Annotated in this window: 19 protein-coding genes and 1 pseudogene; 13 read left to right on the forward strand and 7 right to left on the reverse strand. The window is 46.9% G+C overall.

Annotation, left to right across the window (positions count from 1 at the left end; translation table 11 throughout):
* Positions 1-153 precede the first annotated feature (153 nt).
* Together ACFTRD_RS01610 and ACFTRD_RS01615 are read right to left on the reverse strand one after the other, a co-directional pair.
* Positions 154-1,335 (reverse strand): MalY/PatB family protein, encoded by a 1,182-nt coding sequence (locus ACFTRD_RS01610; protein ID WP_379377359.1) that lies wholly within the window; start codon positions 1,333-1,335, stop codon positions 154-156.
* A 503-nt stretch (positions 1,336-1,838) separates the two neighbouring features.
* Positions 1,839-3,839: a S9 family peptidase gene (locus ACFTRD_RS01615; protein ID WP_379377361.1), complete on the reverse strand. Its 2,001-nt coding sequence runs from the start codon at positions 3,837-3,839 to the stop codon at positions 1,839-1,841.
* Positions 3,840-4,180: 341 nt separating this feature from the next.
* Between ACFTRD_RS01615 and ACFTRD_RS01620 the strand changes: the two genes are divergently transcribed.
* The 6 genes from ACFTRD_RS01620 to ACFTRD_RS01645 all read left to right on the forward strand — a co-directional run bounded on the left by ACFTRD_RS01620 (position 4,181) and on the right by ACFTRD_RS01645 (position 8,311).
* The gene (locus ACFTRD_RS01620) at positions 4,181-4,732 is read left to right on the forward strand and encodes an STM3941 family protein (protein ID WP_379377363.1); all 552 of its coding nucleotides are present in this window, start codon (positions 4,181-4,183) and stop codon (positions 4,730-4,732) included.
* 57 nt (positions 4,733-4,789) lie between these two features.
* A complete protein-coding gene (locus ACFTRD_RS01625; protein WP_379377365.1) occupies positions 4,790-5,656 on the forward strand; it encodes an aldo/keto reductase in 867 nt (288 codons plus the stop codon).
* A gap of 182 nt (positions 5,657-5,838) precedes the next feature.
* The gene (locus tag ACFTRD_RS01630) at positions 5,839-6,249 is read left to right on the forward strand and encodes a GntR family transcriptional regulator (protein ID WP_379377367.1); all 411 of its coding nucleotides are present in this window, start codon (positions 5,839-5,841) and stop codon (positions 6,247-6,249) included.
* Positions 6,242-6,940, forward strand: a complete 699-nt coding sequence (locus tag ACFTRD_RS01635) for an ABC transporter ATP-binding protein (RefSeq protein ID WP_379377369.1) — start codon at positions 6,242-6,244, stop codon at positions 6,938-6,940. The genes ACFTRD_RS01630 and ACFTRD_RS01635 overlap by 8 nt, the downstream gene beginning before the upstream one ends.
* Positions 6,937-7,677: a hypothetical protein gene (locus ACFTRD_RS01640; RefSeq protein WP_379377371.1), complete on the forward strand. Its 741-nt coding sequence runs from the start codon at positions 6,937-6,939 to the stop codon at positions 7,675-7,677. Before ACFTRD_RS01635 ends, ACFTRD_RS01640 begins: the two co-directional genes overlap by 4 nt.
* A gap of 136 nt (positions 7,678-7,813) precedes the next feature.
* Entirely contained in the window at positions 7,814-8,311 is a 498-nt protein-coding gene (locus ACFTRD_RS01645) for an LURP-one-related/scramblase family protein (RefSeq protein ID WP_379377373.1), read from the forward strand.
* Positions 8,312-8,716: 405 nt separating this feature from the next.
* Here ACFTRD_RS01645 and ACFTRD_RS01650 read toward each other — a convergent pair whose 3' ends face one another.
* Positions 8,717-9,610, reverse strand: a complete 894-nt coding sequence (locus tag ACFTRD_RS01650) for a WYL domain-containing protein (protein WP_379377375.1) — start codon at positions 9,608-9,610, stop codon at positions 8,717-8,719.
* The gene (locus ACFTRD_RS01655; RefSeq protein ID WP_379377377.1) at positions 9,558-10,913 is read right to left on the reverse strand and encodes a helix-turn-helix transcriptional regulator; all 1,356 of its coding nucleotides are present in this window, start codon (positions 10,911-10,913) and stop codon (positions 9,558-9,560) included. The genes ACFTRD_RS01650 and ACFTRD_RS01655 overlap by 53 nt, the downstream gene beginning before the upstream one ends.
* Before the next feature lie 423 nt (positions 10,914-11,336).
* On the opposite strand from ACFTRD_RS01655, the pseudogene ACFTRD_RS01660 reads away from it, so the two are divergent.
* The 3 genes and pseudogenes from ACFTRD_RS01660 (at position 11,337) to ACFTRD_RS01670 (ending at position 14,275) form a co-directional block, all read left to right on the forward strand.
* Positions 11,337-12,829 (forward strand): annotated as a pseudogene (locus ACFTRD_RS01660) (TROVE domain-containing protein).
* Positions 12,830-12,908: 79 nt separating this feature from the next.
* Complete coding sequence (locus ACFTRD_RS01665) at positions 12,909-13,715, forward strand: nucleotidyltransferase domain-containing protein (protein WP_379377379.1); 807 nt, start codon at positions 12,909-12,911, stop codon at positions 13,713-13,715.
* Between the two features lie 308 nt (positions 13,716-14,023).
* Positions 14,024-14,275, forward strand: a complete 252-nt coding sequence (locus ACFTRD_RS01670) for an RNA-binding protein (protein ID WP_192264376.1) — start codon at positions 14,024-14,026, stop codon at positions 14,273-14,275.
* 75 nt (positions 14,276-14,350) lie between these two features.
* On the opposite strand, the gene ACFTRD_RS01675 is transcribed toward ACFTRD_RS01670, so the two are convergent.
* Positions 14,351-15,139 (reverse strand): S-layer homology domain-containing protein, encoded by a 789-nt coding sequence (locus tag ACFTRD_RS01675; RefSeq protein ID WP_379377382.1) that lies wholly within the window; start codon positions 15,137-15,139, stop codon positions 14,351-14,353.
* 217 nt (positions 15,140-15,356) lie between these two features.
* Positions 15,357-16,277: an AEC family transporter gene (locus ACFTRD_RS01680; protein WP_379381113.1), complete on the reverse strand. Its 921-nt coding sequence runs from the start codon at positions 16,275-16,277 to the stop codon at positions 15,357-15,359.
* Positions 16,278-16,399: 122 nt separating this feature from the next.
* Between ACFTRD_RS01680 and ACFTRD_RS01685 the strand changes: the two genes are divergently transcribed.
* The 3 genes from ACFTRD_RS01685 (at position 16,400) to ACFTRD_RS01695 (ending at position 19,292) form a co-directional block, all read left to right on the forward strand.
* A complete protein-coding gene (locus tag ACFTRD_RS01685) occupies positions 16,400-16,915 on the forward strand; it encodes a mismatch-specific DNA-glycosylase (protein WP_379377384.1) in 516 nt (171 codons plus the stop codon).
* Positions 16,916-17,143: 228 nt separating this feature from the next.
* Positions 17,144-17,716, forward strand: coding sequence for an RNA polymerase sigma factor (locus ACFTRD_RS01690; RefSeq protein ID WP_379377386.1), 573 nt, complete (start codon positions 17,144-17,146; stop codon positions 17,714-17,716).
* The gene (locus tag ACFTRD_RS01695; protein WP_379377388.1) at positions 17,697-19,292 is read left to right on the forward strand and encodes a hypothetical protein; all 1,596 of its coding nucleotides are present in this window, start codon (positions 17,697-17,699) and stop codon (positions 19,290-19,292) included. Before ACFTRD_RS01690 ends, ACFTRD_RS01695 begins: the two co-directional genes overlap by 20 nt.
* Before the next feature lie 146 nt (positions 19,293-19,438).
* Here ACFTRD_RS01695 and ACFTRD_RS01700 read toward each other — a convergent pair whose 3' ends face one another.
* The gene (locus ACFTRD_RS01700; protein ID WP_379377390.1) at positions 19,439-20,497 is read right to left on the reverse strand and encodes a LacI family DNA-binding transcriptional regulator; all 1,059 of its coding nucleotides are present in this window, start codon (positions 20,495-20,497) and stop codon (positions 19,439-19,441) included.
* 261 nt (positions 20,498-20,758) lie between these two features.
* On the opposite strand from ACFTRD_RS01700, the gene ACFTRD_RS01705 reads away from it, so the two are divergent.
* Complete coding sequence (locus ACFTRD_RS01705) at positions 20,759-22,078, forward strand: glycoside hydrolase family 125 protein (protein WP_379377392.1); 1,320 nt, start codon at positions 20,759-20,761, stop codon at positions 22,076-22,078.
* The last annotated feature ends 46 nt before the right edge of the window (positions 22,079-22,124 follow it).

Consider the following 22,124-nt stretch of genomic DNA (forward strand, 5'->3'; position numbering starts at 1 on the left):
CCACAGAGTTTTGCCATAATGACAATAATAAAGTAGCTGGAGTTCGTTAGCCTTCCCATTTCACGCTAAACTTCGGAATAAGGTGTAACCGATTCATTAGCGTCTTGAATTTACTTTAACGTAATTTACTTTAACGTAATCTACTTACTTATCCTACAGTTTGCTCAGCAGCACAGACAATCTGCGCATGGCTTCTTCAACTGTTGAACGTGGACAGGCCACATTGATGCGCATGAATCCTGTACCTTCCGCTCCGAAATTGCTTCCATCATTGAAGGCAAGTCCTGCTTCCTTGAGCAGCATATTGCACAGTTGCGATTGCGGGACTTTCAGCTTTCGGAAATCCATCCATAACAGGTAAGTCGCTTCTGGAAGATGGATTCCGATTTGCGGCATATGTTCCATAACGTACTGCTGCACATATTCCATATTTCCACGGATATAGGCAAGACAATCATCCAGCCATTGCTCAGCACCGTTGTACGCAGCTTCAGTAGCGACAGCTCCCAGCGTGCTGATGCTGGCAAGCCCCATCGTCTTCACACCCTGCATGAATGATTCACGCAGCTTGGCATTCGGAATGATGATATTGGAAGTGCACAGACCTGGAATGTTGAACGTTTTACTCGGTGCTGTACAGATAATGCTGAGATCAGCGACAGCTTCGGAAATAAGGGCCAGCGGCGTATGAGTGCTGCGCTGATGAACGAGATCAGCATGAATCTCATCCGAGACCATAATGACATTATATTGCACACACAGGGTGGCGAGGCTTTCGAGCTCCTCACGAGTCCACACACGCCCGACCGGGTTGTGGGGACTGCACAAAATCAGCATTTTGACACGGCCAGTCTTGAAGCAGGATTCCAGATGCTCCAGATCCATGGCGTAATGTCCGTTGTTTTCTATCAGAGGATTGGTCATCAGTTCTCTGCCTTGACCACGTACCACTTCATAGAAGGGCGCATACACCGGAGTCTGGATTACTACCGCATCTCCCGGTTCAGTGAATCGTTGTATGGCAATGCTGAGTGCAGGCACAATACCCGGGGTGAATACAATCCATTCATCGTTAATGCTCCAGTTGTGACGTCGCTCCATCCATCCCGCCACCGCTGTATGGTACGCATCGGTTCGCACTGTATAACCAAAAATCCCATGTTCCATTCGATTCTTCAGCGCCTGAATGACCGATGGTGGAGCAGCGAAGTCCATATCGGCAACCCACATGGGTAGTGCATCCGCGACGCCAAAGATTTCTTCAAGCGCATCCCATTTCTCTGATCCGGTCGTGAGCCGGTTAATCGGCTCGTCAAATGTACTTTTATTATTCATTGCATAAATCCCCCCTTGATATCCGTTCCTTCGACTACAATCGACAGATTATTATCTAATAAATCCGGTAATTTCGCAACTTGCAAATCATCTGGATGAACTCCATGATGTATGTCCCGAAATCCGGGACTTTATTCATGTAAGAACAGGTTTCCGAGCTGTCGCATAGCCTAAAGACGAAAAACACTAATTTTGTAAGTCGCTAGTCCTGTTTTTCGTGTAAAACGTTCACAACCTCTCTATGATTCCACCATTTGGTATCGCCGTATCTAGCAGGACAACAAGTGATCCAATTCATTTCTTTCATATAATCAACAAGGCATAACACCTTAGTAACAGTTCCGTATCCAAGTCTTAAACAGCAAAAACCACCAGGGCAGGTCATATGTATGACGGCTGCCACTGGTGGTTTTCGCTGATCCTATACTCTAACCGAGTGTAAAGAAGTGAAATAGGAGAATTGCATTTATCTATTATTTTATGAATTTAATCTTACTACGCCATTACAGGTGCTCATTAAACCATCCAGCTATATGTTCCAGACGGCGAACTCGTAAGTGGGGATTACCTCCCCGTGACAACTCGTGGTTGGCTCCCGGGAAACGAACGAACCGGGTCGTCTGTTTGCGCCGCTTTAAGGCAACATACAGTTGTTCAGCCTGTTCAATCGGACAACGCAGATCCTGCTCACTATGTAATATCAGCAGCGGCGTGCTGACGTTACCGACATAAGCGAGTGGGGAGTGTTTCCACAACTTCTCGGTGTCATCCCATGCATTACCGCCAATCTGATCCTCCGTGAAAAAGAACCCAATATCACTCACCCCGTAGAACGAGAGCCAGTTAGAGATGGAACGCTGAGTGACAGCTGCCTTGAAACGGTCGGTATGTCCAACGATCCAGTTGGTCATAAAGCCGCCATAGCTGCCGCCAGTGACGCCCAAACGGGATTCGTCGATAAACGAATATCGGGACAACGCGTAATCCATCGCTTCCATCAGATCCCGGTAATCTCCACCGCCATAATCACCCCGGCAGGCATTCACGAATTGCTGTCCGTATCCGAGCCCTCCTCGCGGATTGATATATACAACAGCGTATCCCTGTGCTGCGAGGATCTGGAACTCATGCATAAACGTAAAACCATACATCATATGTGGACCGCCATGAATCTCAAGGATGGTTGGGACTTTGACTCCTTCTACCATGCCAGTTGGTTTCAGCATCCAGCCTTGCAGTCGCAGGCCGTCAGAGGAATCGAACCAGAAGGTCTCTGGTGTGCTAAGTTGAATCTCTTCATCCAGTTGAGGATTGCTATGGGTCAAAGGTATGGGCTTGGCCCCGATCTCATCAGGTTGAGTATATAGATAAAGATCACCAGGACTGAGTACATCAGCTACGGCTGCAACGATCTGACCATTCTCCAGCTCAGCAAACTGATAGAACTCTTTCCCGGCTTCTAAAATATATTCGGCATTGCTGCCGTCCCGCGCAAAACGGGCAATACGGACACTGCCTTCAATAGTAGCAAGACAGAGGATGGATGAACCATCATGACTGAATACCGGACCCGTATTCGTCAGGTGTGAGCGCATATCACCAACGAGGCTGTGATTCATCTGTACATCCCAATCCTTGCTCAGACACGTGGGTTTGCCGCCTGAGATCGGAAGTGTGTAGAGCTTCACCAACGTAGCATTTCCATAAGAGCGGTCGCTGGCAAGCAGCGCAAGGGATTGTCCATCGGGTGCGTACGTCAGTCGGCCAAAAGAATATCCTTCGGGAGTCAACTGCTGGACGTCTGATCCGTCTGCCTTGGCACGATACACATGGTTGGTCAAGGTGTAATCGTTATGTTCTTCGCCCTCTTCCGGCATCTGGGCAATCCAGGCAATGGACTCTCCATCTGGTGACCACGCATAGTCTCCAACATCATAATGTCCTGTGGTTACAGGGGCAGCCTCACCGCCCTCGGCTGGAACACGAAAGAGATGGGTTCGTCTACCGTTCCACAGTCCACTGCTGTCAGATTTCATTCGAATTCGGTCCACAACGAGTTCTTGCAGCGGTTTTTTATCTGTATTTTCAGTTTCTTCTTCGTCTTTTTCGCTCATGTCGACAGATGATTTAACCAGGAGAGTAAGCCCATCCGGTGACCAGAGGAGGGAGCTGACACCATGTTTCAAGTGGCTGATTTGCCGTGCTTCTCCTCCATCTGAGGCGATTAGCCACACTTGTGTTTTACCTTCATGTTCCCTTAGAAAAGCAAGTTGTGTTCCATCCGGCGACCAGGCAGGAGCATGATCTTTCTCTCCAGAAGTGAAAGGTCTGTCCTTCTGGTTCTCCAGGTTGAGGAGTCTCAGGTGAGAAGAATAACCGTCTCGTGCTTCATTTGTTTTTCGGCTTACATATACTACTTGTCCGCCCTGAGGGGACGGAGTCGGATCATTAACCCATGTAATATGATATAGATCTTCCGAGGTTATGCCGCGCAGACTGTTCATTATTTGTCCTCCCACCATGATTCAGAATATTTAATTTCCTAACCTTTCCATTTATATTAACGGAAAGCATAGGTCAGGACAATACGATTTTGGACGAACGTACTCCTGTTTCTTAACAATATCACCTGTCGGAAAAGGGATTATTGGTAGCATGACGAATCCTAATGTTGAACAGTCATGAAATGGACGAAATGCTGCCTGAAAATGATGTTTAATGTCAGTGGAATCTGTTTAATGAACCATGCAATTTAAGTATATTTGGCAAACCAGCTCATTTAATGAGCTGTACCCCGTTTATATATAACATTCAGTCTCAGTCACCATGAAGGAGGAGCATCACAGTGTCCACATCCCATGATCAACAGCACGTGGAATACCCGAGCCGGAAACGAATGGCATGGCTTACAGTCGGGGCAGCACTTTTTGTAGCAGCCGGATTTTTTTTAATGTTTGATGATGCTTCTGCCAAGGGCTCCGCCATTTCTTCTGTAATAGGTTTGTTCTCCATTTTGTTTTTTGGGCTTTGTCTCTGCTACAGCCTGGTGAAGATGATGAAGAAGGAGCCTTCCTTTGTTGTAGATAAGCATGGATTTGTGGATTCATCTTCGTATGCATCAGGAGGGTTAATTGCCTGGAAAGATGTTGAGAATATTTTTATGTATGAATTCATGGGACAGAAGATGATCGGGGTTAAATTGTGGGACGAGAAAGCTTTTTTGGATCGTCAGAACGGAATGAAACGCAAATTAATGACAGTAAACAGCAGTATCGTTGATGCTACCGTAAGCATTGCTCAGAAAAGCCTCACCCTGCCACTGGATCAGCTGTATATCCTGATGGTGGAGCGTTGGAAGCGTGCTAATGAGGGGGAACAAGGAAGAGATGATCTGTGATCGGTTTAATAATGAATAAATAGGGATGATGAGTAGTTTCGGATTGGAGGAATACAGATGATATATGGAAATCAGACGCGTACGATCCAGCTACCCGATGGGACAACACTGCCTGCAATCGGACAGGGAACATGGAACATGGGTGAGAAGCAATCCAGTCGGAGAGAAGAAGTTCAGGCATTGCGTTATGGTATTGAACGTGGAATGACGGTGATTGACACCGCTGAGATGTATGCAGAAGGCGGGGCAGAAGAGGTAACTGGTGAGGCCATAGTAGACTGTCGGGATGATGTGTTCCTGGTATCCAAGGTGTATCCTCATCATGCGGATCGGAAGCAAATGATCACCGCTTGTGAGCGCAGCCTATCACGTCTGGGTACAGATCGCCTGGATCTGTACTTGCTGCACTGGCGTGGAGGTGTGCCGTTGGAAGAGACGGTCGAAGCCATGGAACAGTTGAAACAATCAGGCAAAATATTGCGCTGGGGTGTCTCGAATCTGGACACAGAGGACATGCAGGAACTATGGAACATTCCGGGTGGTCATCAATGTGCCGTGAATCAGGTGCTGTATCATGCAGCTTCTCGTGGTATTGAATATGAACTGCTTCCCTGGCTGAGGGAGCGCCATGTTCCGGTCATGGCGTATTGTCCACTGGCACAAGGGGGGAGGCTTCGCAAAGGATTGATGGAACATTCAGTCATCCGTGAGATTGCGAAGGATCGAGGGGTCAGCCCTTCACAAATTGCGTTATCCTGGGTTATCAGGGATGGAGACGTAATGGCAATCCCCAAGGCTGTGCAGCTGGATCATGTTGAAGAGAACGCTGCAGCGATGGACGTTATTTTGAGCCAAGATGAAGTGGTTCGGTTGAATGAGGCATTCCCTCCACCGGAGGGCAAAATGCCTTTGGATATCGTGTAGATACCTTCTGGTTAGACCAATCACATCATACAATGAATTTTTCAGGAGTAGCATCAAGAGCAGATCTCGGGATCTGCTCTTTTTTTTGCATATATATCAAAATAATTAAATGGGCTTTACAATACCAAAACACTAGTGTACTATGTAACTAACACACAGATACAGAGAGGAGCGAGAACATTGTGAGCATCGAATTTGACAACAACTTGCCAATCTATCTGCAGATCATGCAGTACATCAAAAGACAGATTGTGACCGGGGCACTTAAGGCAGGCGATAAAATTCCTTCGGTTCGTGAGCTCGCGGCCGAATTACAGATCAATCCCAATACGGTACAACGGACATTTCAGGAGTTGGAGCGGGAAGAAGTGGTTGAAACGAAGCGAGGTCTGGGCCGATACGTGACAAGTGAGGAGTCGAAAATTATGACGATCAAAAAAGAGATGGCTGGTGAATTGTTGGAGCGTTTTCTGACAGGAATGCAGGAACTGGGCATTGAAGAACAGGATATCGTAACGATCGTGGCTGATGCCGTTTCAGAAGGAAAGCAATCACTGCATCGCGATGGAAGAGGAGGAGCAGTGAATGAGTAATATTCTTGAGCTGAACCATGTAAGCAAAATGTATGGAGGTAAGAAGGCCCTTCATGACATCACGCTGGATATCGCACCAGGCCGAATTGTAGGGCTGCTCGGCAGTAACGGCAGCGGCAAAAGTACGCTGATGAAGCTGGTTGCAGGATTGCTTCATCCCAGCAGTGGAGATGTTCGTGTCACGGGAAAAGCGGTTGGGTTGGAAACGAAGTCGTTGGTATCCTTTATGCCGGACCGCCCGTTGACCGAGAATTGGATGAAGGTACGGGACGCGGTTGCGTATTACCGCGATTTCTACGCTGATTTTGATGAAGCCAAAGCCAGAGAGATGCTTGATTTCATGAAGCTGGGAGAGGGAGAACGGGTACGGCACTTGTCCAAGGGCATGAATGAGCGCCTGCAGCTCACACTGGCTCTTTCCCGTAAGGCTCGCCTTTATTTGCTGGATGAACCGATTGGCGGGGTGGACCCGGTTGCCCGGGGCAAAATTCTGGATGCCATTGTGAAGTTCTATGACGAAGACAGCAGTCTCATCATCTCTACACATCTTGTAACGGATATCGAACGAATTTTTGATGAAGTGATCTTCATCCGTGAAGGCGAATTGGTGATGCGGGAAGAAGTGGAGACACTGCGACTCAAGTACGGTAAAAGTGTGGATGAGATGTTCAAGGAGGTCTATGCGGAATGATGACATTGCTGAAGTATGACTTTAGAAGGAATTGGAATACGCTGTTGGCTGGGCTCGCTGTATTGATTATTGTTCAAATTGGGCTGGCATTGTTTTTTTCTGAAGTAACAGGGAGTATTATAGGCGTTATTGCATATGTAGGAGCAGGTGTGGCCATTTATGTGAAAATGATCAAGAGCTACAGGTCCAATATCCGTTCATATAATCGCCGTCTTGTACCTGTAAAAGGACTGTCTCACATCTTGTCTCCGATCATATTCGGAACACTCTGCTGGCTGGGCTTAATGATTGTTGCCGCCATTCACTACTTTATTTATAGTGCAACGCACACAGGCATAAACTTTGCCAGCTACATTAACGATTCGGGCATTCATCTTTCGGAGATTCTTAATTTGCTGCTGTTTCTCTGGTGGGTAGCTTTGTTCGGTATCATAATCATCTTTCTCTCTATCTCCATTGGAGGCAGCTTCCGCTTTAAAACAGGACCTTGGATTAGTATTGTCGCATTTTTCCTACTAATCAATCTTATTAGCTGGCTGGAGAATCTCATCTTCTCGGGTCGCTTTAACCCGAACGAATTGTTTCAGTTCACGAAAGAAAGTACAGGGCTCTCCATTACGTCCAATCGAATCATATGGTCAGATGGAACATGGGCGAATATCATCTTTGAAATCATTGTGGCTGTGATTTTGGTTGGCGTTGCTGTATACCTGAATAATAAAAAAGTTGAAGTCTAAGTAAAGATTCTGTCAGCTGCAGGTTGAGCTGACAGATTTTTTTATTTTGAAGCAATTCCCAGTTCTTATACGTAGATAGGGATATATGTCGTTTTGCATAAGGGAGGAAGGTTTATTTCTTGTAAGGAGGGGTTTTATGGAACTCTATTTTAGAGATAATTTCTTTAATGCGGGGCACACGGAGATTATGAACCATGAACAGGAACAGGCAGGTCATCTCGATTTGAAAAGTGCCTTTGGCTCATCGCTGGATGTATTTGATAACTCGGGGCTGATCTGTAGCGGTAAATTTCGCATGTTAAGTAACCGTTGGGATGTGACTTCAGCCGATGGAAGGGAATGGGACGTTTTACGGGCGAGGATCAGCTTTTTCAGTAAAAAGTATGAGTACGATGCTGGAACGCGTGGGGTATATGAGGTTTCCGCTCCAGTGTTTTCGCAGGAATATGATATTACCGGGATGGGCGGCAGAATCGTGGCAAGTTTCAGGCGTACAAGTGGCTGGTTCAGTTCAGGGGCTTTTGTGTTAGACAACCAATCGGAACAACTGAACTCATATGAATTGATTGCAGTTGTGATGGGCGTGCATGCAATTAATAAAAGAAGGAATTCGGCTGCCAGTAGCAGCACCTAGAGGCAGGCGAGTGGAGTGAAGTGAAGTGAAGTGGGATTAACTGTCCCGAAAGCAGCTTCACTGCCCATTCCAATCTCTGTTGCCTACGCTAACGAATCCCTGGCACCTTATAGGGAGGATTATCACCGATTCCTAAGGATAACGAACTTCACAGTCGCTATTCCGTTGGAACCCTGCCAGTGGTTCGACAGGGCGAGGAAATAACGAGTCTGTGATTCGTTAAACGGCCAATCTGTTGTTAGGAACTCGAATAGAGCCTGCTCGGTTCGTTAAACGTTTGTGAAGCAAATCATCAAAAGGGGTGTCCCGTCATCTTCATGACTATGGGGTAGCCCCCTTTGTGTATTATGGAAAATTAAATTATTGGAAAATCATCGGCAAATGGTTGGCAGAAAAAGATGTACTTTAGGCAGAATCACTGCCATCCGCCTTGGTTAAAGGGCCTTCTACAGGGTGGTTTCGCACCTCTCCATAAGTCCGTTCAGTCTGTACTTCAGGCTCGGATTCAGCATATCGCGCCAATACCTTGGCGGCTGTCTCCGACATTCGCGCTCGAAGGGCAACATGATCTGCAATCCGTACCCGTTTGCCCAGAAAACGCATTTTGGACAGCACATAATCCATCTCATTCCGCGGTATGGTCAATTCAATGCGGTACGTCTGATGCGCTTCCACATATTCTACCTGCTTCTCGAAGCAGGAGAAGGCATACAGAATTCGCGACAACTCCTGATTGAACTCCGGCAGGACTTCGATCGTCACGGTCGTCTTCCGATTCTCCGTTAATATAGCGATTTGAGCAGTGTATTGAGAAGCGAGTTCCGGTTGGATCGGCTGGGCTTCCGCAGCAATGATGCTGTGCAGCTTGGTTGACATCAGCTTGCCGTAGTGTGGAGCATACCAGAGCACGTACCATTCCTTTTTAACCATGGAATATTCGAGCTTGTAGGGGAATCCAAACTGATCCTGGCTGATTCGCCGATTGCGGCCACGCCCTGTCAAACGAAACCCCTGCTGATGCAGAATGATCTGTCGTAACGGTTTGAGCAGCGGGTGAAAGACGCTATTTTCTTCACTTTTGGCTTTTTCGGTGAGGTAATCCTGAAGATCCAAATTTTGCTCTGCCTCCAGCATGTCATGCATTTTGTGCAACGTGTCAGGATTCAGCGCTTCTGGTGCGGCAGGGTGATTCAGCATCATGCGCAGCCAGGCCCGTTCTTGTGAAGTCCAGGTGAACAGTCCGGTTTCATTCAATCTCGTCATCATCTGGTAGTTGAACATCTTCTCGAACAGATTCATAATATTGCGCAATCTCCTTCCATTCCTTAATCATCTCCTGACGCAGCCTATGGGGTGCAATCACCTCGCAGCTTGAACCAAAGCTCCGAAGCCACGGCTTAATCTCGGTGGTACCATTGACCTGGATTTCATACAGAAAAGTATCATCGGTTTCAGGCGTAATTGAACCCCATTGGCCTTGCAGACGTACCCGATCCAGAATGAAGTTGCGCTGGCCGTCCTGAGGATGGAAGAATCGGGCTTGAACCGTTACCGTGTTCCCCGTATCCACCAGCCAGCTGTAGCGGCTGATCTCGGCCCACTGCTGCTTCAGTTCGTGCATATATTCGTCTTCGACCGAATCCTGTTCCTCCAGCTGTGTAATGCCCTCCATTCGGAATTTTACAAAGCCACGGCGTCCCTGATATCCAATCACATACCAGCGACCATACTGATGGTCATAGACGACTTCAAGCGGTACGATCCGATTGGATCGTCCTCCTGCTTCCCGTTCAAAGCGTGGATTCGTATTCTGCGAGCTGTAACTGGATGGTCTTTTGGGTGAATAATAGAGAAACTGGACATGTTTTCGCTGGCGAATCGCACTAAGCAGGGTGTACAGATGTGCTTCGTCCAGAATGCGTGAATAATAGTGGTATTTGTATATAAATGGTTCGGTGGCTTCTTCCTGCGGATAGTTTGCGGTTATGGCTTTTTTGAGACTGTCCCGCAATAAATATCCCTGGACGGACGGAACCTGGGTGTTCGCCATGATATCCACAAAATCATACAGCTCCAGCTGTTCTTCCACGGTTAGCCCCGTGAGTACGTCCTGCTGCAAAAGATAACGATAAGGCCTGCCTCCGGGTTCCTTGCGGATCACCCCGACCTCTTCCAGATACTTCAGATCAGAGCGAATCGTCTTTTCGTCAGGCAGCGCCAGATCGTCTGGCAGGTCAGCGCAGCAGGCGTCCAGCAGTTCCATCGCGGTCAGGGCTTTATCCTGTAAGGTATGCAAAAGGACGGAAAGACGTTGAACCTCAGTCTCTTTCATCGACTTGGCACGAAAAAGGAAGAGCAGCAGGGGTTCTGCGGATTCCCCATATTGGAAGCGCACGAGATCTGCCATCTCTTTGCTGTGTTCCGAACCGGTGCGTTGGTCCACGACAGTCTGCATGATTTCTTTTAATCGGCGTTGGGTTTTATCAAAGGTATGTACGGATATGCCGAGCCGTTCGGCATACTGTTTGCGGTTATATGCACCGCTTGTCAGGGACAACATGCGCAGAAACTGAATTTCTTTGTCAAAGCTCTCTTTAGCCATGAGCATTCACTCCTTGTTATCCCTTCATTGTAGCAGGATGAGTGACGCGTTTCATTTTAAACTTATGAAGGTTGAATCCATTTCATAATACCTTTGGGCTGCTTCAATCGTTACAAAACGATATTTTTATGAGTTATGAAATTGATTCGTCGCCATACTTTCGCCATGTTCGCGTGCAAATGTGTGAGGCATAATAAGGTTGTGAAGCGGGGCAGCAACAAGCTCTGCGGATCAAGGTTCCGAGGCGCCAGGGAGGGTTACTTCGACTGTTAATCGACCAGGTCGTTGGTTCGAATCCAATCGCCGCCGTTCATGGCGGTGTAGCTCAGCGGTAGAGCGGGTATTATACCTTCCCACCTTTTTCCTCGGAACATTTTATGTTGGAACATGAATGAATTAGACTCACACCGGGAGGTCATGAGTATGAGTAGAGCGAAACAATTATTCAATCAACCTCAGCCAACCATACGCAATCATGAGGGCTACGGAGCCTATGAGCGATTGGTGGAGGAACAATATATACAGCTGTTGATGACCAATACATTGAACAACACGTTTTATGCAGATACACAGCAACTGATGGATGATGCGATGGTCAGTCATCAGGAGATGGCTGAGGTCGATGCGGGGTTTATGGCGCGGGCGCTGGTCTATGCTCGTAATGAAGGCATGATGCGGTTACAGCCTCTATACGGCCTGGCACTCTTGTCCAAAGTGGATCCAGATCAGTTTGCGAAGGTATTCTCCAAGGTGGTACAGACACCGGCTGACTTGGCCGATTTTCTAACGATTCTAAGAGGAACGGGTCGGGGGCAGGGCGGTCGGGCGGTGAAACGTCAGGTGAGTCTCTTTTTGAACGGGATCAGCGAATACTGGGCGATTAAATACAACGGACGCGGGCGTGGATACAGTTTGGGCGATATGATCGCTACAGCACATCCCAAGCCGACAGATATGAAACAACAGGCATTATTCCGTTATTTGCGCGGACATGAGGTAGATCTTGCAGATCTGCCGCAGTTACAGGCGCTGGAGAAGCTGAAATCCATCCCAAACCCGGCAGTCAGATGCATCTGATCGAAAAAGGTAAACTGCCGTATTCGGTGGTCACTTCGATCATGCAGCCGACACGTACGGTATGGGAGGCGTTGATGTCCCAGATGCCCACCTTTGCCTTGTTACGTCATCTGAATGCGATGGATCGGGCGGGAGTTTTTGAAAAATCGAAAAATATCGATTACGTAACGGGCCGTCTTACGGATGCAGAATCCCTGCGTAAGTCGCGCATCTTGCCTTTCCGCTTCGCCAGTGCATATGAAATGATCGCAAGAGAAGAGCTTCGATATGCTTTGCGGGAAGCGGTGGAGCTATCGATTGGCAACTTGCCAGCGCTGCCGGGAAGAACCGCGATTTTCCTGGATCGCTCAGGTTCCATGCAAGGGGATTATTTGCGGATTGGTTCGGTGCTGGCACTGGCACTTTATAAACAAACAAGAGGTAATTCGCTGTTCTGGCTATTCGACCATATGGTTGAAGATGCTCGTCCGAAGATGAATGAGAGCATCCTTTCCCAGGCTCACCGGATTCGCGCACAAGGTGGAACGGACACGGGGCGTCCTGTACGAGAGCTTCGGGATATCGGAGAGAAAGTGGATCAGATCATTATGATCACTGATGAACAGCAGAATGAAGGCAGTCCGTTATATGCCGAGCTTGAGCGTTATCGCCGGATGATGAATCCGGAGCTGAAGGCGTTTATCGTGGATATTGCACCGTACCAGCAGGCGATGTTACCGCCACGGGATGGTAAAACCTTTTATATCTATGGCTGGAGTGAAACGGTACTGACGTATATTGCAGAGACTGTGGCGGGATATGATACACTCGCAAACCGGGTGCGGGCGATGGAAATTTAATTCATTTGCAAGAATGACCCGTAACGGGGAGGTCACCCGTGAAATTATAACGTGATTGTGCTTAAAGGAGGCAATGGACATGACCCATGTTCATGAAGAAATGAGAGAAACGATTAGACAGCAGCTGAAGCAGATTGAACAGGAGGAGCAGGTGCGAATCATCTATGCCTGTGAATCGGGCAGCCGGGCGTGGGGATTTCCTTCACAGGATAGCGATTATGATGTGCGTTTTCTATATGTGAGACCGCTGGAATGGTACTTGTCCATTGAGGAACAAAGGGATGTGATCGAACGTCCGATCAGCGATCAGCTAGATATCAATGGTTGGGATTTGCGCAAAGCTTTGAAGCTGTTTCGCAAGTCAAATCCACCGCTGCTGGAGTGGCTGCAATCCCCAATTCAGTATGATGAACCGTACAGCGTGGCAGAGCATATTCGTGCCCTATCGCCTTTGACCTTTTCACCGAAGTCCTGCATGTATCATTATCTGAATATGGCGAAGGGGAATTTTCGGGATTATTTGCAGGGTGAGCAGGTGAAGATCAAAAAGTATTTCTATGTGCTGCGCCCATTGCTCGCCTGCGGCTGGATCGAACGTTATGATGCGATGCCACCGATGGGATTCGAAGAGCTTGTGCAAGAGCTTGTGCCTCAAAGCGCGCCGCTCTATACGGAAATCCATGAATTGCTGCGGCGGAAAAAGGCAGGCGAGGAACTGGATCTGGAACCGCAGCTACCAGCCATACAGGCGTATTTGGCGGAGAAGATCGAACATTTTGAACGACTGGCCTCCCGGATGGAGAATGAGCAGATTATTCCATATGAAGAATTGGATCGGATCTTCTGTTTTGCGTTGCAAGAGGTGTGGCCTCCAACCTGCCATTAAAGTACGAGGTCGTGCGTATTTGCACATCATGAGTCTGAACCGGTGGACCCACGTTTATTACAGGATTGGTGGAGCATGGGACTTCTGATTCCTTTGGATGCAAGGTTATAGGGCAGGTTTGGTAGATCCAAGCCTGCTTTTTGTCTATTTTTTGTCAAAATACTATAATCGAGATAATTAAAATTAGGAGTTTTAACATTAATATAAATAACTTAAGCCCTATATGTTTCCAATCTGTTCTGGGTAATAATGAATAGTAAGTAAGTAATCATTGGAATCTCACCACGTAACGATAGGGGGTAACCTGTATGGCGTCAATTATTCTGCTGGTGAAACAGGCGGAGGACGATGAAAAGGTTATTTATCGATTCGGACCGAATGAGCGGAAGATGGGACTCATTGAGATGAATAAGGTCAAGGAAAGTGTGAAAGAACTGGAGCCTGTTCAGGTTGAGGGAGTGAGCTCAAGTTTTTATTTCAATCGGGCTGCTCAGCGACTGGTTCGATGTTTGTTCAGAGAAGGCGGCAAGTTCCCGGAACGGACGACATGTGAATCTTAGTATAAAACCATTAAAATAAAACACTCTGTATCCATTGTTGTAGTTGGATACAGAGTGTTTTTGCGTTTTGCGTCTCTACTTGCTCGAATATTTTGTAAGTGTACCTTTTTCTTTTAGATCGAGATATAGCCTGTGAAGGATGGTTGCAGCTTCAGCTCTTGTAATTGCTTTTTTGGGATTAAAGAGCCCTTCATTGGTGGTCATTATGCCTTCCTTTTGAAGAGCTGCTAATCTTCTTGCTAATATACTTGAATGGTCATCTGCAGGCTCTAGTTCATCAAAAAGTAAAGGATACAATTTGTTCGTTCCATCAAGGGTATAATCATATCGCCCATCATCTAGTAGGTCATCACTATACTCGCGTTTAGGAATATCTTTCATTGTGTTCAGGATGTCGTATACTTCTTGATCATTGTCGATCTCATCATACAATTCAGGAAGCAGGTTCACTACGCCAATTCGGGTAAGCTTATGATCTGGATAAAAATAGTTAACCCCATTCTTATATGCATATGTAGAGTAAGTATATTCTGAAAGTGCTTTGGATGTGGAAGCATATGCCCAGTGACTAGAGGGTACATCCTTAAACTTTCTTGTGGGTAAATCGTCATTTGTTATGTACTTATCAAATAACTGAGAAAACATGGTGATGAATTCTGCCTTGGTCACGTTATTGTCGGGTTTAAAAGTTCCATTTTTGTACCCTTTAATAATTCCTTTCTTGCTCATAAATTCAATTGATTCGATGGCCCAAGAGTGTTTATATTGAGTGACATCCTTAAATGTGGAACTTTTGGCGCTTGCTGCTGTAGAGCCTACAATGAGAGATGATAAGAGAAACATAATGATTAATAGTTTTTTCATGCTGACTTCCTCTCTGCTTTATATTTGTATCCTAATGAAACTCCTGAATTTTAGCATAAATAAATAATTACGTATACGTTTTTTAGAGATAAATGAATTGTTTATCCTATATAAAAACGAAATCAAGCACTTGTGTTAATCGGATAGAGAAAAAAGACCTAGCTTCACTGTGTAAAGGTAGGCCTTTCTATTCTAAAAGTTTATATCACTTTAATCTTCAGAACGTCTTCGCAAAAGAAATCAGTGCGGTAATCGTAATAATATTAAGCAACGTCGAGATTAGAACCGTCTGGGCGGCAAAGTCGGGCTCGTTATCATATTCCTCCGCCAGAATGGACGCATTGACTCCGGTAGGCATACCGGATGCGATAATAAGGGCCTGAGCAGCGATACCTTGCAAACCGAGCAGCAGCACAATGGAAATCCCGATGGCCGGGCCAATCAGCAAACGCAGAAATGTGCTAATATACACATCAAGGCGGTACAGCCGAATTGGATATTTTACGATCTGTGCTCCCAGCGTCAATAGCGCCACGGCAACCATACTTTGCTGCGCATAGGTCAGCGGCATGGATAGGAACGTCGGCAAAGGAACCTTCCACATGTGAAACAAAATGCCAAGCAACAGCGCATAAGGAACGGGCATTTTGAGAAATCCGATGATTACCGCCCGGTAGTTGCCTTTGAGCTTCGCACCTTGAATGGACAATACGCCGTAGGTGAAAGTCAGTAATGCCTGTAAAGACATGACTAATGCCTGGATGGAAGAGGCCAGCGGATCACCACGGAATACCAGGGAATTGATGGGCAACCCATAATTACCTGCATTGTCCAGCATGATACTGTTGTTGAAGGCGGCCTTCATGCCTTTATTCATCCGAAGTGAGCGCGCAAATACAGAACCTACAATATAGAGGATCAATACATATATCGCGTAAAAGAGTGTGACGGTTCCGAGCAGCTCACCCGACATATCGGAGTGGTACATGCTCATAAATACGGCTGCGGGGGTAATACAATAGAAATTGATTTTGGCGAGGGTGTACAAGTCCAGCTTGAACACCTTTTGCATCCAGGACCCGACGGCGATCAAGAGAAAGACGGGCAGGACGACTTCAAGCATGATGTCTGCAATCATCAGTTCAGCTTCCTTTTTCATGAAAATTTCAGTCCGATTTCGAAAATACCTCAACCATTATATCATTTTATACACAGATGGAAGATGTAAAATGACTAAAAAAGAGAAGGGGGCCTTTCATTATGATTCCAGATCATCTGGATTATGGTTTATCGATCTTATTTATCGGTTTTAATCCGAGTATCACGTCTGGAGAGACGGGTCATCATTATGCTTATAAAGGAAACCGTTTCTGGCGCATTCTTGAGCGGGCCGGATTGACTCCCCGTTTATATGATGCACAAGAGGATGGAGAGTTGCTGAAGCTGGGTTATGGATTTACCAATATTGTGGCCCGGCCGACAAGAGGCATGGAGGATATTACAAAAGAGGAATATGCAGAGGGAAGGCAGATTTTAAGGCAAAAGCTGGAGGAATACCGACCAGACATTGCCTGTTTCGTTGGGAAAGGGGTATACACCCAGTACAGTCAGCGTGCCAAAGCGGAATGGGGATTTCAGGACGACCCGGTCGTCAAGGAAATTCATGAGTTTGTTGCTCCGTCATCCAGCGGACTCGTGCGCATGTCAATGGATGAGATTGTAGCGATCTATTCACAGCTTGCCGATTTTGTATCGGAGAAGAACAGGGTAGATTGAGAGATAAGAGTAAGCGGCTGCGACGGAATGAGTGATTCAGAAAATTCACCCCGAAACTGTAGAGAATGTGCAGCAACAATAACAATATATTGGTATGCAGAGTTCGCCCATTCGGTTTTCACCCGGTGGCGCGAATTCTTTTTTTTGGATAAAGTGAGAGGTTTCGGGAAGTGCTTCCGTCTATATAGTACAGAACCATGCATGGAAGCTGTAGAGAAGGGGGATTACATGACTCAACAGATACCAGAGGAGGAGCTCATTCAGCGTATTATTGCGGGGGACAAACAGCTATTTGCTGTGCTCGTGGATCGATATAAACATAAAGTATTCGGCATTTTGCGTGGAATGGGTGCGAGTCATTCAGATGCACAGGATCTCGCTCAGGATACATTTCTTCGGATTTACCGCTATCTTCCGTCGAGGCGGCAGGGAAGCAGTTTCTCATCCTGGGTATACACCATCGCTGTGAATCGGATGCGGGATTTTATGCGGCAACAGAAACCCGTGATGACTGCTGTTCATCCAGCTTTGGAACAAACCAGTGATGAAACGCCTGAGAAACATGTACTGCATAAGGAGATGCAGCGTGAAATCTATCGCCAGATGGAGCAACTGCCGGAATCGTATCGGCTGGTGCTGCTGCTTAAATATACGAATGAGCTGAGCTACGAAGAGATTGCAGACATCACGGACATGAGTTCCGCCCAAGTGCGTAATGCACTTTACCGGGGGAAGAAAACGTTGAAGAAACAAATGGAGCGCAAAGGAGGTTTATCGACGTATGAAGCCTATTCCAAATGATGAGGACCGGATGTGGGAACAGCATTTGTTCCGTGAAGAACCGGATGCGGACTTTACGCTTGAGGTGATGCAGAAACTGGATGGAATGTCCATGTTGAGCGCAGAAGACGGGAATCCATTTACGAAAAAGACCTCCAAGTCCCATTGGATGCGCCGGTCGGGAATTGCAGCGGCGGCAGTTGTGATCCTTGCGGGAGGGGCCTGGTTTGCTTTTGATCACACAGCAAAATCTACGCAGCCCACGGTAAATGCCGTAAATCAGCGGCTCCCAGATATACCTGTACCAGAAGAGATAAGATCTCATTATCTTACGGATGATTACAAGCGTCTGAAACCACTTGGTCTGGTCATTAACCCGAATATTCAAATAGTAGATCAGGGATACACGCTCAAGATTAGAGATGTCCTAATGGATCGTTCACAAATTATTATTATAACAGAGCAAAGCAACCCCGACGGCAGCACGATACCGGTTGTTTATCCGGAGGCGGGAAGAATTCATGTTACAGATGAAGAGGGGAATCGTGTTGCTTCAATGGCGGTAGATACGAGGCTTAGCGGTGGGATGTATCAAAGATTTGTATTCCAATTGAATGATGATATTCCAGATCAAATATTTGTACGGGGAGAATTAAGTTATTTAAAAATTCCTGATTATTATAATGTTCGTACTGGGGAAATTAAAGCAAGTAATACAACGGTCGATTGGAGCTTTAAATTCAACATCGATATGACCAGAGTCAAATCACTGGCTGTTGAGGATACCATGAATAACACCTACACCACTCCTGAAGGCTTGAAACTGGATATGACTCAGTTTGTACGTACGCCAAATGGGACCCGTATTGACATGAATGTGAGTCTGGACGATCAACTTCGTGCCAAAGTCGGAGAGAATTGGGCGGATGATATGGACTTGATGTATCATATCGAAATTCCTGAAACGAATGAATATCGGATTTTCAATGGAAGCAGGCCTAATGCACGTCAAGCCAAGTTCAGGTTCCGTGATCAGAGTGGCTTGAGGGATGGTGGGCCGTTGAAGTTGTCGGAGACATGGGACCCTGCTTATGTTACGGTAGATGCGAAGAAGATTCGCTTTGTCCTGGATGGATATACCATCCCGGTGCGGGAGGAGAAGTCCGTGGAAGTGGATTTAGAAAAGATGCGTAAGGATGCTGAATTCTACACCTACGTACTGCAGTTTGAACAGCTTGGAGATGAACTATTATTTTCTGATTTTAATTACAAACCGCTGTGGGAGTCCTATGACAAAAACTACTCACTTGTCCTGGAGGGAAGAGGGACTTTCCGAAATTCTTTAGATGGCGATCGCTGGGTGGCTGTGGATCCGGAAGGAAAAGAGTATCCTGTTCAAGTAATCGGTTTTCCAGACCAGCCTAACAATAACGGAGAATACGTTGCAGAAAATCTGAAATTGATCATCCGCGGCTTTTACAAAGAAGACGGAACGAAATTCACCTTAAAAAGAACAGCAGTAATTAACCGAGAGTACGGTGATGTGAATTGGGAAGTAGATCTTCCATCGTACGCAAGCCTGCCTTGGCAAAAATAACAATCGTGAATGCCAAGAAACGGAATAAGCTTGGATGTATGACTAAATAGGGATGAAAGGCCCCACATAATAACATGTGGGGCCTTTTTGGTATTCAATAAAGTTAAGTTGTACTGAGGCTAAGGAGGTTACGTGCATGTTTTGAGTTACGCAGATTCCCGTGGAATCAAAGTAGTCGATAACATCACCGTTTCCTTTGGTGTGCCCGGCCGTTCAATCCTGCGCTGCAAAGCTTCAATAGCGCGCTGACCCAGTTCCTCTTTGCAGAGGTTGACCGTGGTCAGAGGCGGAGAGGATGCAGCCGCGGCATGCACATTGTCGATACCGATGACAAGACAATCTCCAGGTGTGGAGAATCCCATTTCCTGCAACTTATTCATCCACTGGAGGGCAATATCATCATTGACGCCAATCCAGGCATCGGGGCGTTCGTCATTCGGCATGTTTTGGATTGTTGCGGCCAATTGGTCGATCCATTCCCCGTTCTCGTAAGGAATATTCCATTCTCTGAATGTCGTCATACGACTGCTGTCTGCGTGAAAATGGTTCAAGGCCAGCTCGATGCCAATCTTTCGCTGCGCGAAGCTGGCAGCACGACCATCATCCGTAATCAGACCAATGCGGCGACACTGCATCGACATTAAATATCTCGCCACAGTAATACCTGCTTCCAGGTTATCATGGCTGATGGTATCACAGTTCAACAGGGGCTCCTGATGGTCTACGAGCACAATGGGGCGGCCCGTCTGAGCCAGTCGTTGCAGGACTGCATGGGGGAAAGCCCCCATGGCGATGACTCCCGCACACCGTTCCCAGTCCAAATGGGGAGCGATTGCCCGTTCTGGCGGCGTGTGTTCATCAGCGACTCCCAGAGAGGGAGATACAATGGCATGATGCCACCCTCTTTCATTACAGGCAGAGATCATGCCGGAGAGTACGCGCTGCCAGTAGTGCGGTTCCCCCCGGTTGAGCTGATTCATGCAGATGAGGGCAAACGGCGGCTCAGACTGATCTTCATTGATTCCAGTGGACACAGTGCTGCTGCCTGGAGTGCTCTGGCGATATCCCAAGGCACGGGCTAGTTCAAGTACACGGGCGCGAGTCGCTTCACTGACACCTGTCTTGCCGCTGAGTGCGCGGGATACGGCGTATTTGGATAATCCGAGCTGGTCAGCCAGCGTCTGGATAGAAACTTTACGTGACATTTCATTACTCCTTCATATGTAAACGATTTGATAAATTCAATGAGTCAATTCCAGTCTATATAAATTGAACTAAACATTTACACGAGAACGGAGAGGACAGAATTATCCTGTATGAATTGACGATCATCTTCCGGCAAAGTACACTTACAAATAATAATGTTATTATAATTTATCATAACGAAAATAACAATAAAGTGCAAATGGTTGATTGAAACTATGCAAACCCATGTGGAAAACTACATTTCAAAGGAGACGATATTCATGGAACAGTTCAGATTACCGAAAATACCGATGCCGCATCTGGAATTGCCGCAAGCTGTGCAGAACATTCTCACCGAGGCCGAGGAACGGCTGCAACATAGACCAAGATTGCTGGCACAGTTTCGTAACTGTTTTCCTAACACCCTGGAAACGACGACTAAACTATTGGATGACGGAACAACCTTTGTAATTACAGGAGATATCCCGGCCATGTGGCTGCGTGATTCAGTAGAGCAGGTGATGCATTACGTCCCGCTCGCAAAGGAAGACGAACAGCTGCAGCGGATCATAGGAGGGCTTATCAAACGGCATACGTTCTATGCGGATATCGATATCTATGCCAATGCGTTCAACGAAACGGCTAATGGATGGCATTGGGATGCCAACGATGAGACAGAGATGTCGCCGTGGGTGTGGGAGCGCAAGTTTGAACTGGATTCACTCTGTTTCTCCATGCGGCTCGCCTATGCGTATTGGCGTGAGACGGAATTGACAGATATATTTGACGAGCGTTTCAAGAGGGTGATGGAGAGCATAGTAGGTCTGTGGAAAACGGAGCAGCGGCATGGGGAGCACTCGCCATATCAATTCATGCGCCGGAATTGTCCAGCCCACGATACGCTCCGCAACGAAGGATTAGGGATGCCGGTAAACTATACCGGCATGATCTGGTCCGGCTTCCGCCCCAGCGATGATGCATGTGATTTTCATTATAATATTCCGGCGAATATGTTCGCAGCGGTGACTTTGCGTCAGATGGGGGAGATTGCGAGGTGGGTGTTCCGGGATGAACAACTGGTGAGCACAATGGGTCTTTTGGAAGAAGAAATACGGCATGGTATTTCCCTATACGGTACGTACCGTCACCCGGAGTATGGGCCGATTTATGCCTATGAGACGGATGGTTACGGCAACTTTTGCCTCATGGATGATGCAGGTACGCCGGGACTTATGTCGATTCCATATTTTGAGTATGCTTCCACCGAGGACATCGTGTACCAGAATACACGCCGTTTTATTTTGAGCAAGGAAAATCCGTTCTATTATGAAGGACAAATAGCCAAAGGCATTGGCAGCCCCCATACTCCGCCCGGATACATCTGGCATATGGCGCTGTCCATGCAGGGTCTGACCGCAGACAACGATAAGGAAATGCTGGAGATGATTGAGCTGCTGGAGAACACGGATGCAGGCACCGGGTACATGCATGAAGGTTTTCATTCGGATGATCCGAACACGTTCACAAGGCCATGGTTTGCCTGGTCGAACAGTCTATTCTCGCAGCTTGTGTACAAAGCAATGAAAAAAGGAATTCTATAAGTAATACATTTCAAAGAAAAGAGCCATTGCCTGCAAAGCAGCCGTT

The sequence above is a fragment of the Paenibacillus sp. NPDC056933 genome, from assembly GCF_042674385.1.
In the GTDB taxonomy this organism is placed as follows: Bacteria; Bacillota; Bacilli; order Paenibacillales; family Paenibacillaceae; genus Paenibacillus.

What these genes read in the sequence shown, in the direction of transcription:
- ACFTRD_RS01610 (WP_379377359.1), bottom strand. Translation starts at nt 1,335, where the DNA reads ATGAATAATAAAAGTACATTTGACGAGCCGATTAACCGGCTCACGACC.
- ACFTRD_RS01615 (WP_379377361.1), bottom strand. Translation starts at nt 3,839, where the DNA reads ATGAACAGTCTGCGCGGCATAACCTCGGAAGATCTATATCATATTACA.
- ACFTRD_RS01625 (WP_379377365.1), top strand. Translation starts at nt 4,790, where the DNA reads ATGATATATGGAAATCAGACGCGTACGATCCAGCTACCCGATGGGACA.
- ACFTRD_RS01635 (WP_379377369.1), top strand. Translation starts at nt 6,242, where the DNA reads ATGAGTAATATTCTTGAGCTGAACCATGTAAGCAAAATGTATGGAGGT.
- ACFTRD_RS01640 (WP_379377371.1), top strand. Translation starts at nt 6,937, where the DNA reads ATGATGACATTGCTGAAGTATGACTTTAGAAGGAATTGGAATACGCTG.
- ACFTRD_RS01645 (WP_379377373.1), top strand. Translation starts at nt 7,814, where the DNA reads ATGGAACTCTATTTTAGAGATAATTTCTTTAATGCGGGGCACACGGAG.
- ACFTRD_RS01650 (WP_379377375.1), bottom strand. Translation starts at nt 9,610, where the DNA reads ATGAATCTGTTCGAGAAGATGTTCAACTACCAGATGATGACGAGATTG.
- ACFTRD_RS01655 (WP_379377377.1), bottom strand. Translation starts at nt 10,913, where the DNA reads ATGGCTAAAGAGAGCTTTGACAAAGAAATTCAGTTTCTGCGCATGTTG.
- ACFTRD_RS01665 (WP_379377379.1), top strand. Translation starts at nt 12,909, where the DNA reads ATGACCCATGTTCATGAAGAAATGAGAGAAACGATTAGACAGCAGCTG.
- ACFTRD_RS01670 (WP_192264376.1), top strand. Translation starts at nt 14,024, where the DNA reads ATGGCGTCAATTATTCTGCTGGTGAAACAGGCGGAGGACGATGAAAAG.
- ACFTRD_RS01675 (WP_379377382.1), bottom strand. Translation starts at nt 15,139, where the DNA reads ATGAAAAAACTATTAATCATTATGTTTCTCTTATCATCTCTCATTGTA.
- ACFTRD_RS01680 (WP_379381113.1), bottom strand. Translation starts at nt 16,277, where the DNA reads ATGATTGCAGACATCATGCTTGAAGTCGTCCTGCCCGTCTTTCTCTTG.
- ACFTRD_RS01685 (WP_379377384.1), top strand. Translation starts at nt 16,400, where the DNA reads ATGATTCCAGATCATCTGGATTATGGTTTATCGATCTTATTTATCGGT.
- ACFTRD_RS01690 (WP_379377386.1), top strand. Translation starts at nt 17,144, where the DNA reads ATGACTCAACAGATACCAGAGGAGGAGCTCATTCAGCGTATTATTGCG.
- ACFTRD_RS01695 (WP_379377388.1), top strand. Translation starts at nt 17,697, where the DNA reads ATGAAGCCTATTCCAAATGATGAGGACCGGATGTGGGAACAGCATTTG.
- ACFTRD_RS01700 (WP_379377390.1), bottom strand. Translation starts at nt 20,497, where the DNA reads ATGTCACGTAAAGTTTCTATCCAGACGCTGGCTGACCAGCTCGGATTA.
- ACFTRD_RS01705 (WP_379377392.1), top strand. Translation starts at nt 20,759, where the DNA reads ATGGAACAGTTCAGATTACCGAAAATACCGATGCCGCATCTGGAATTG.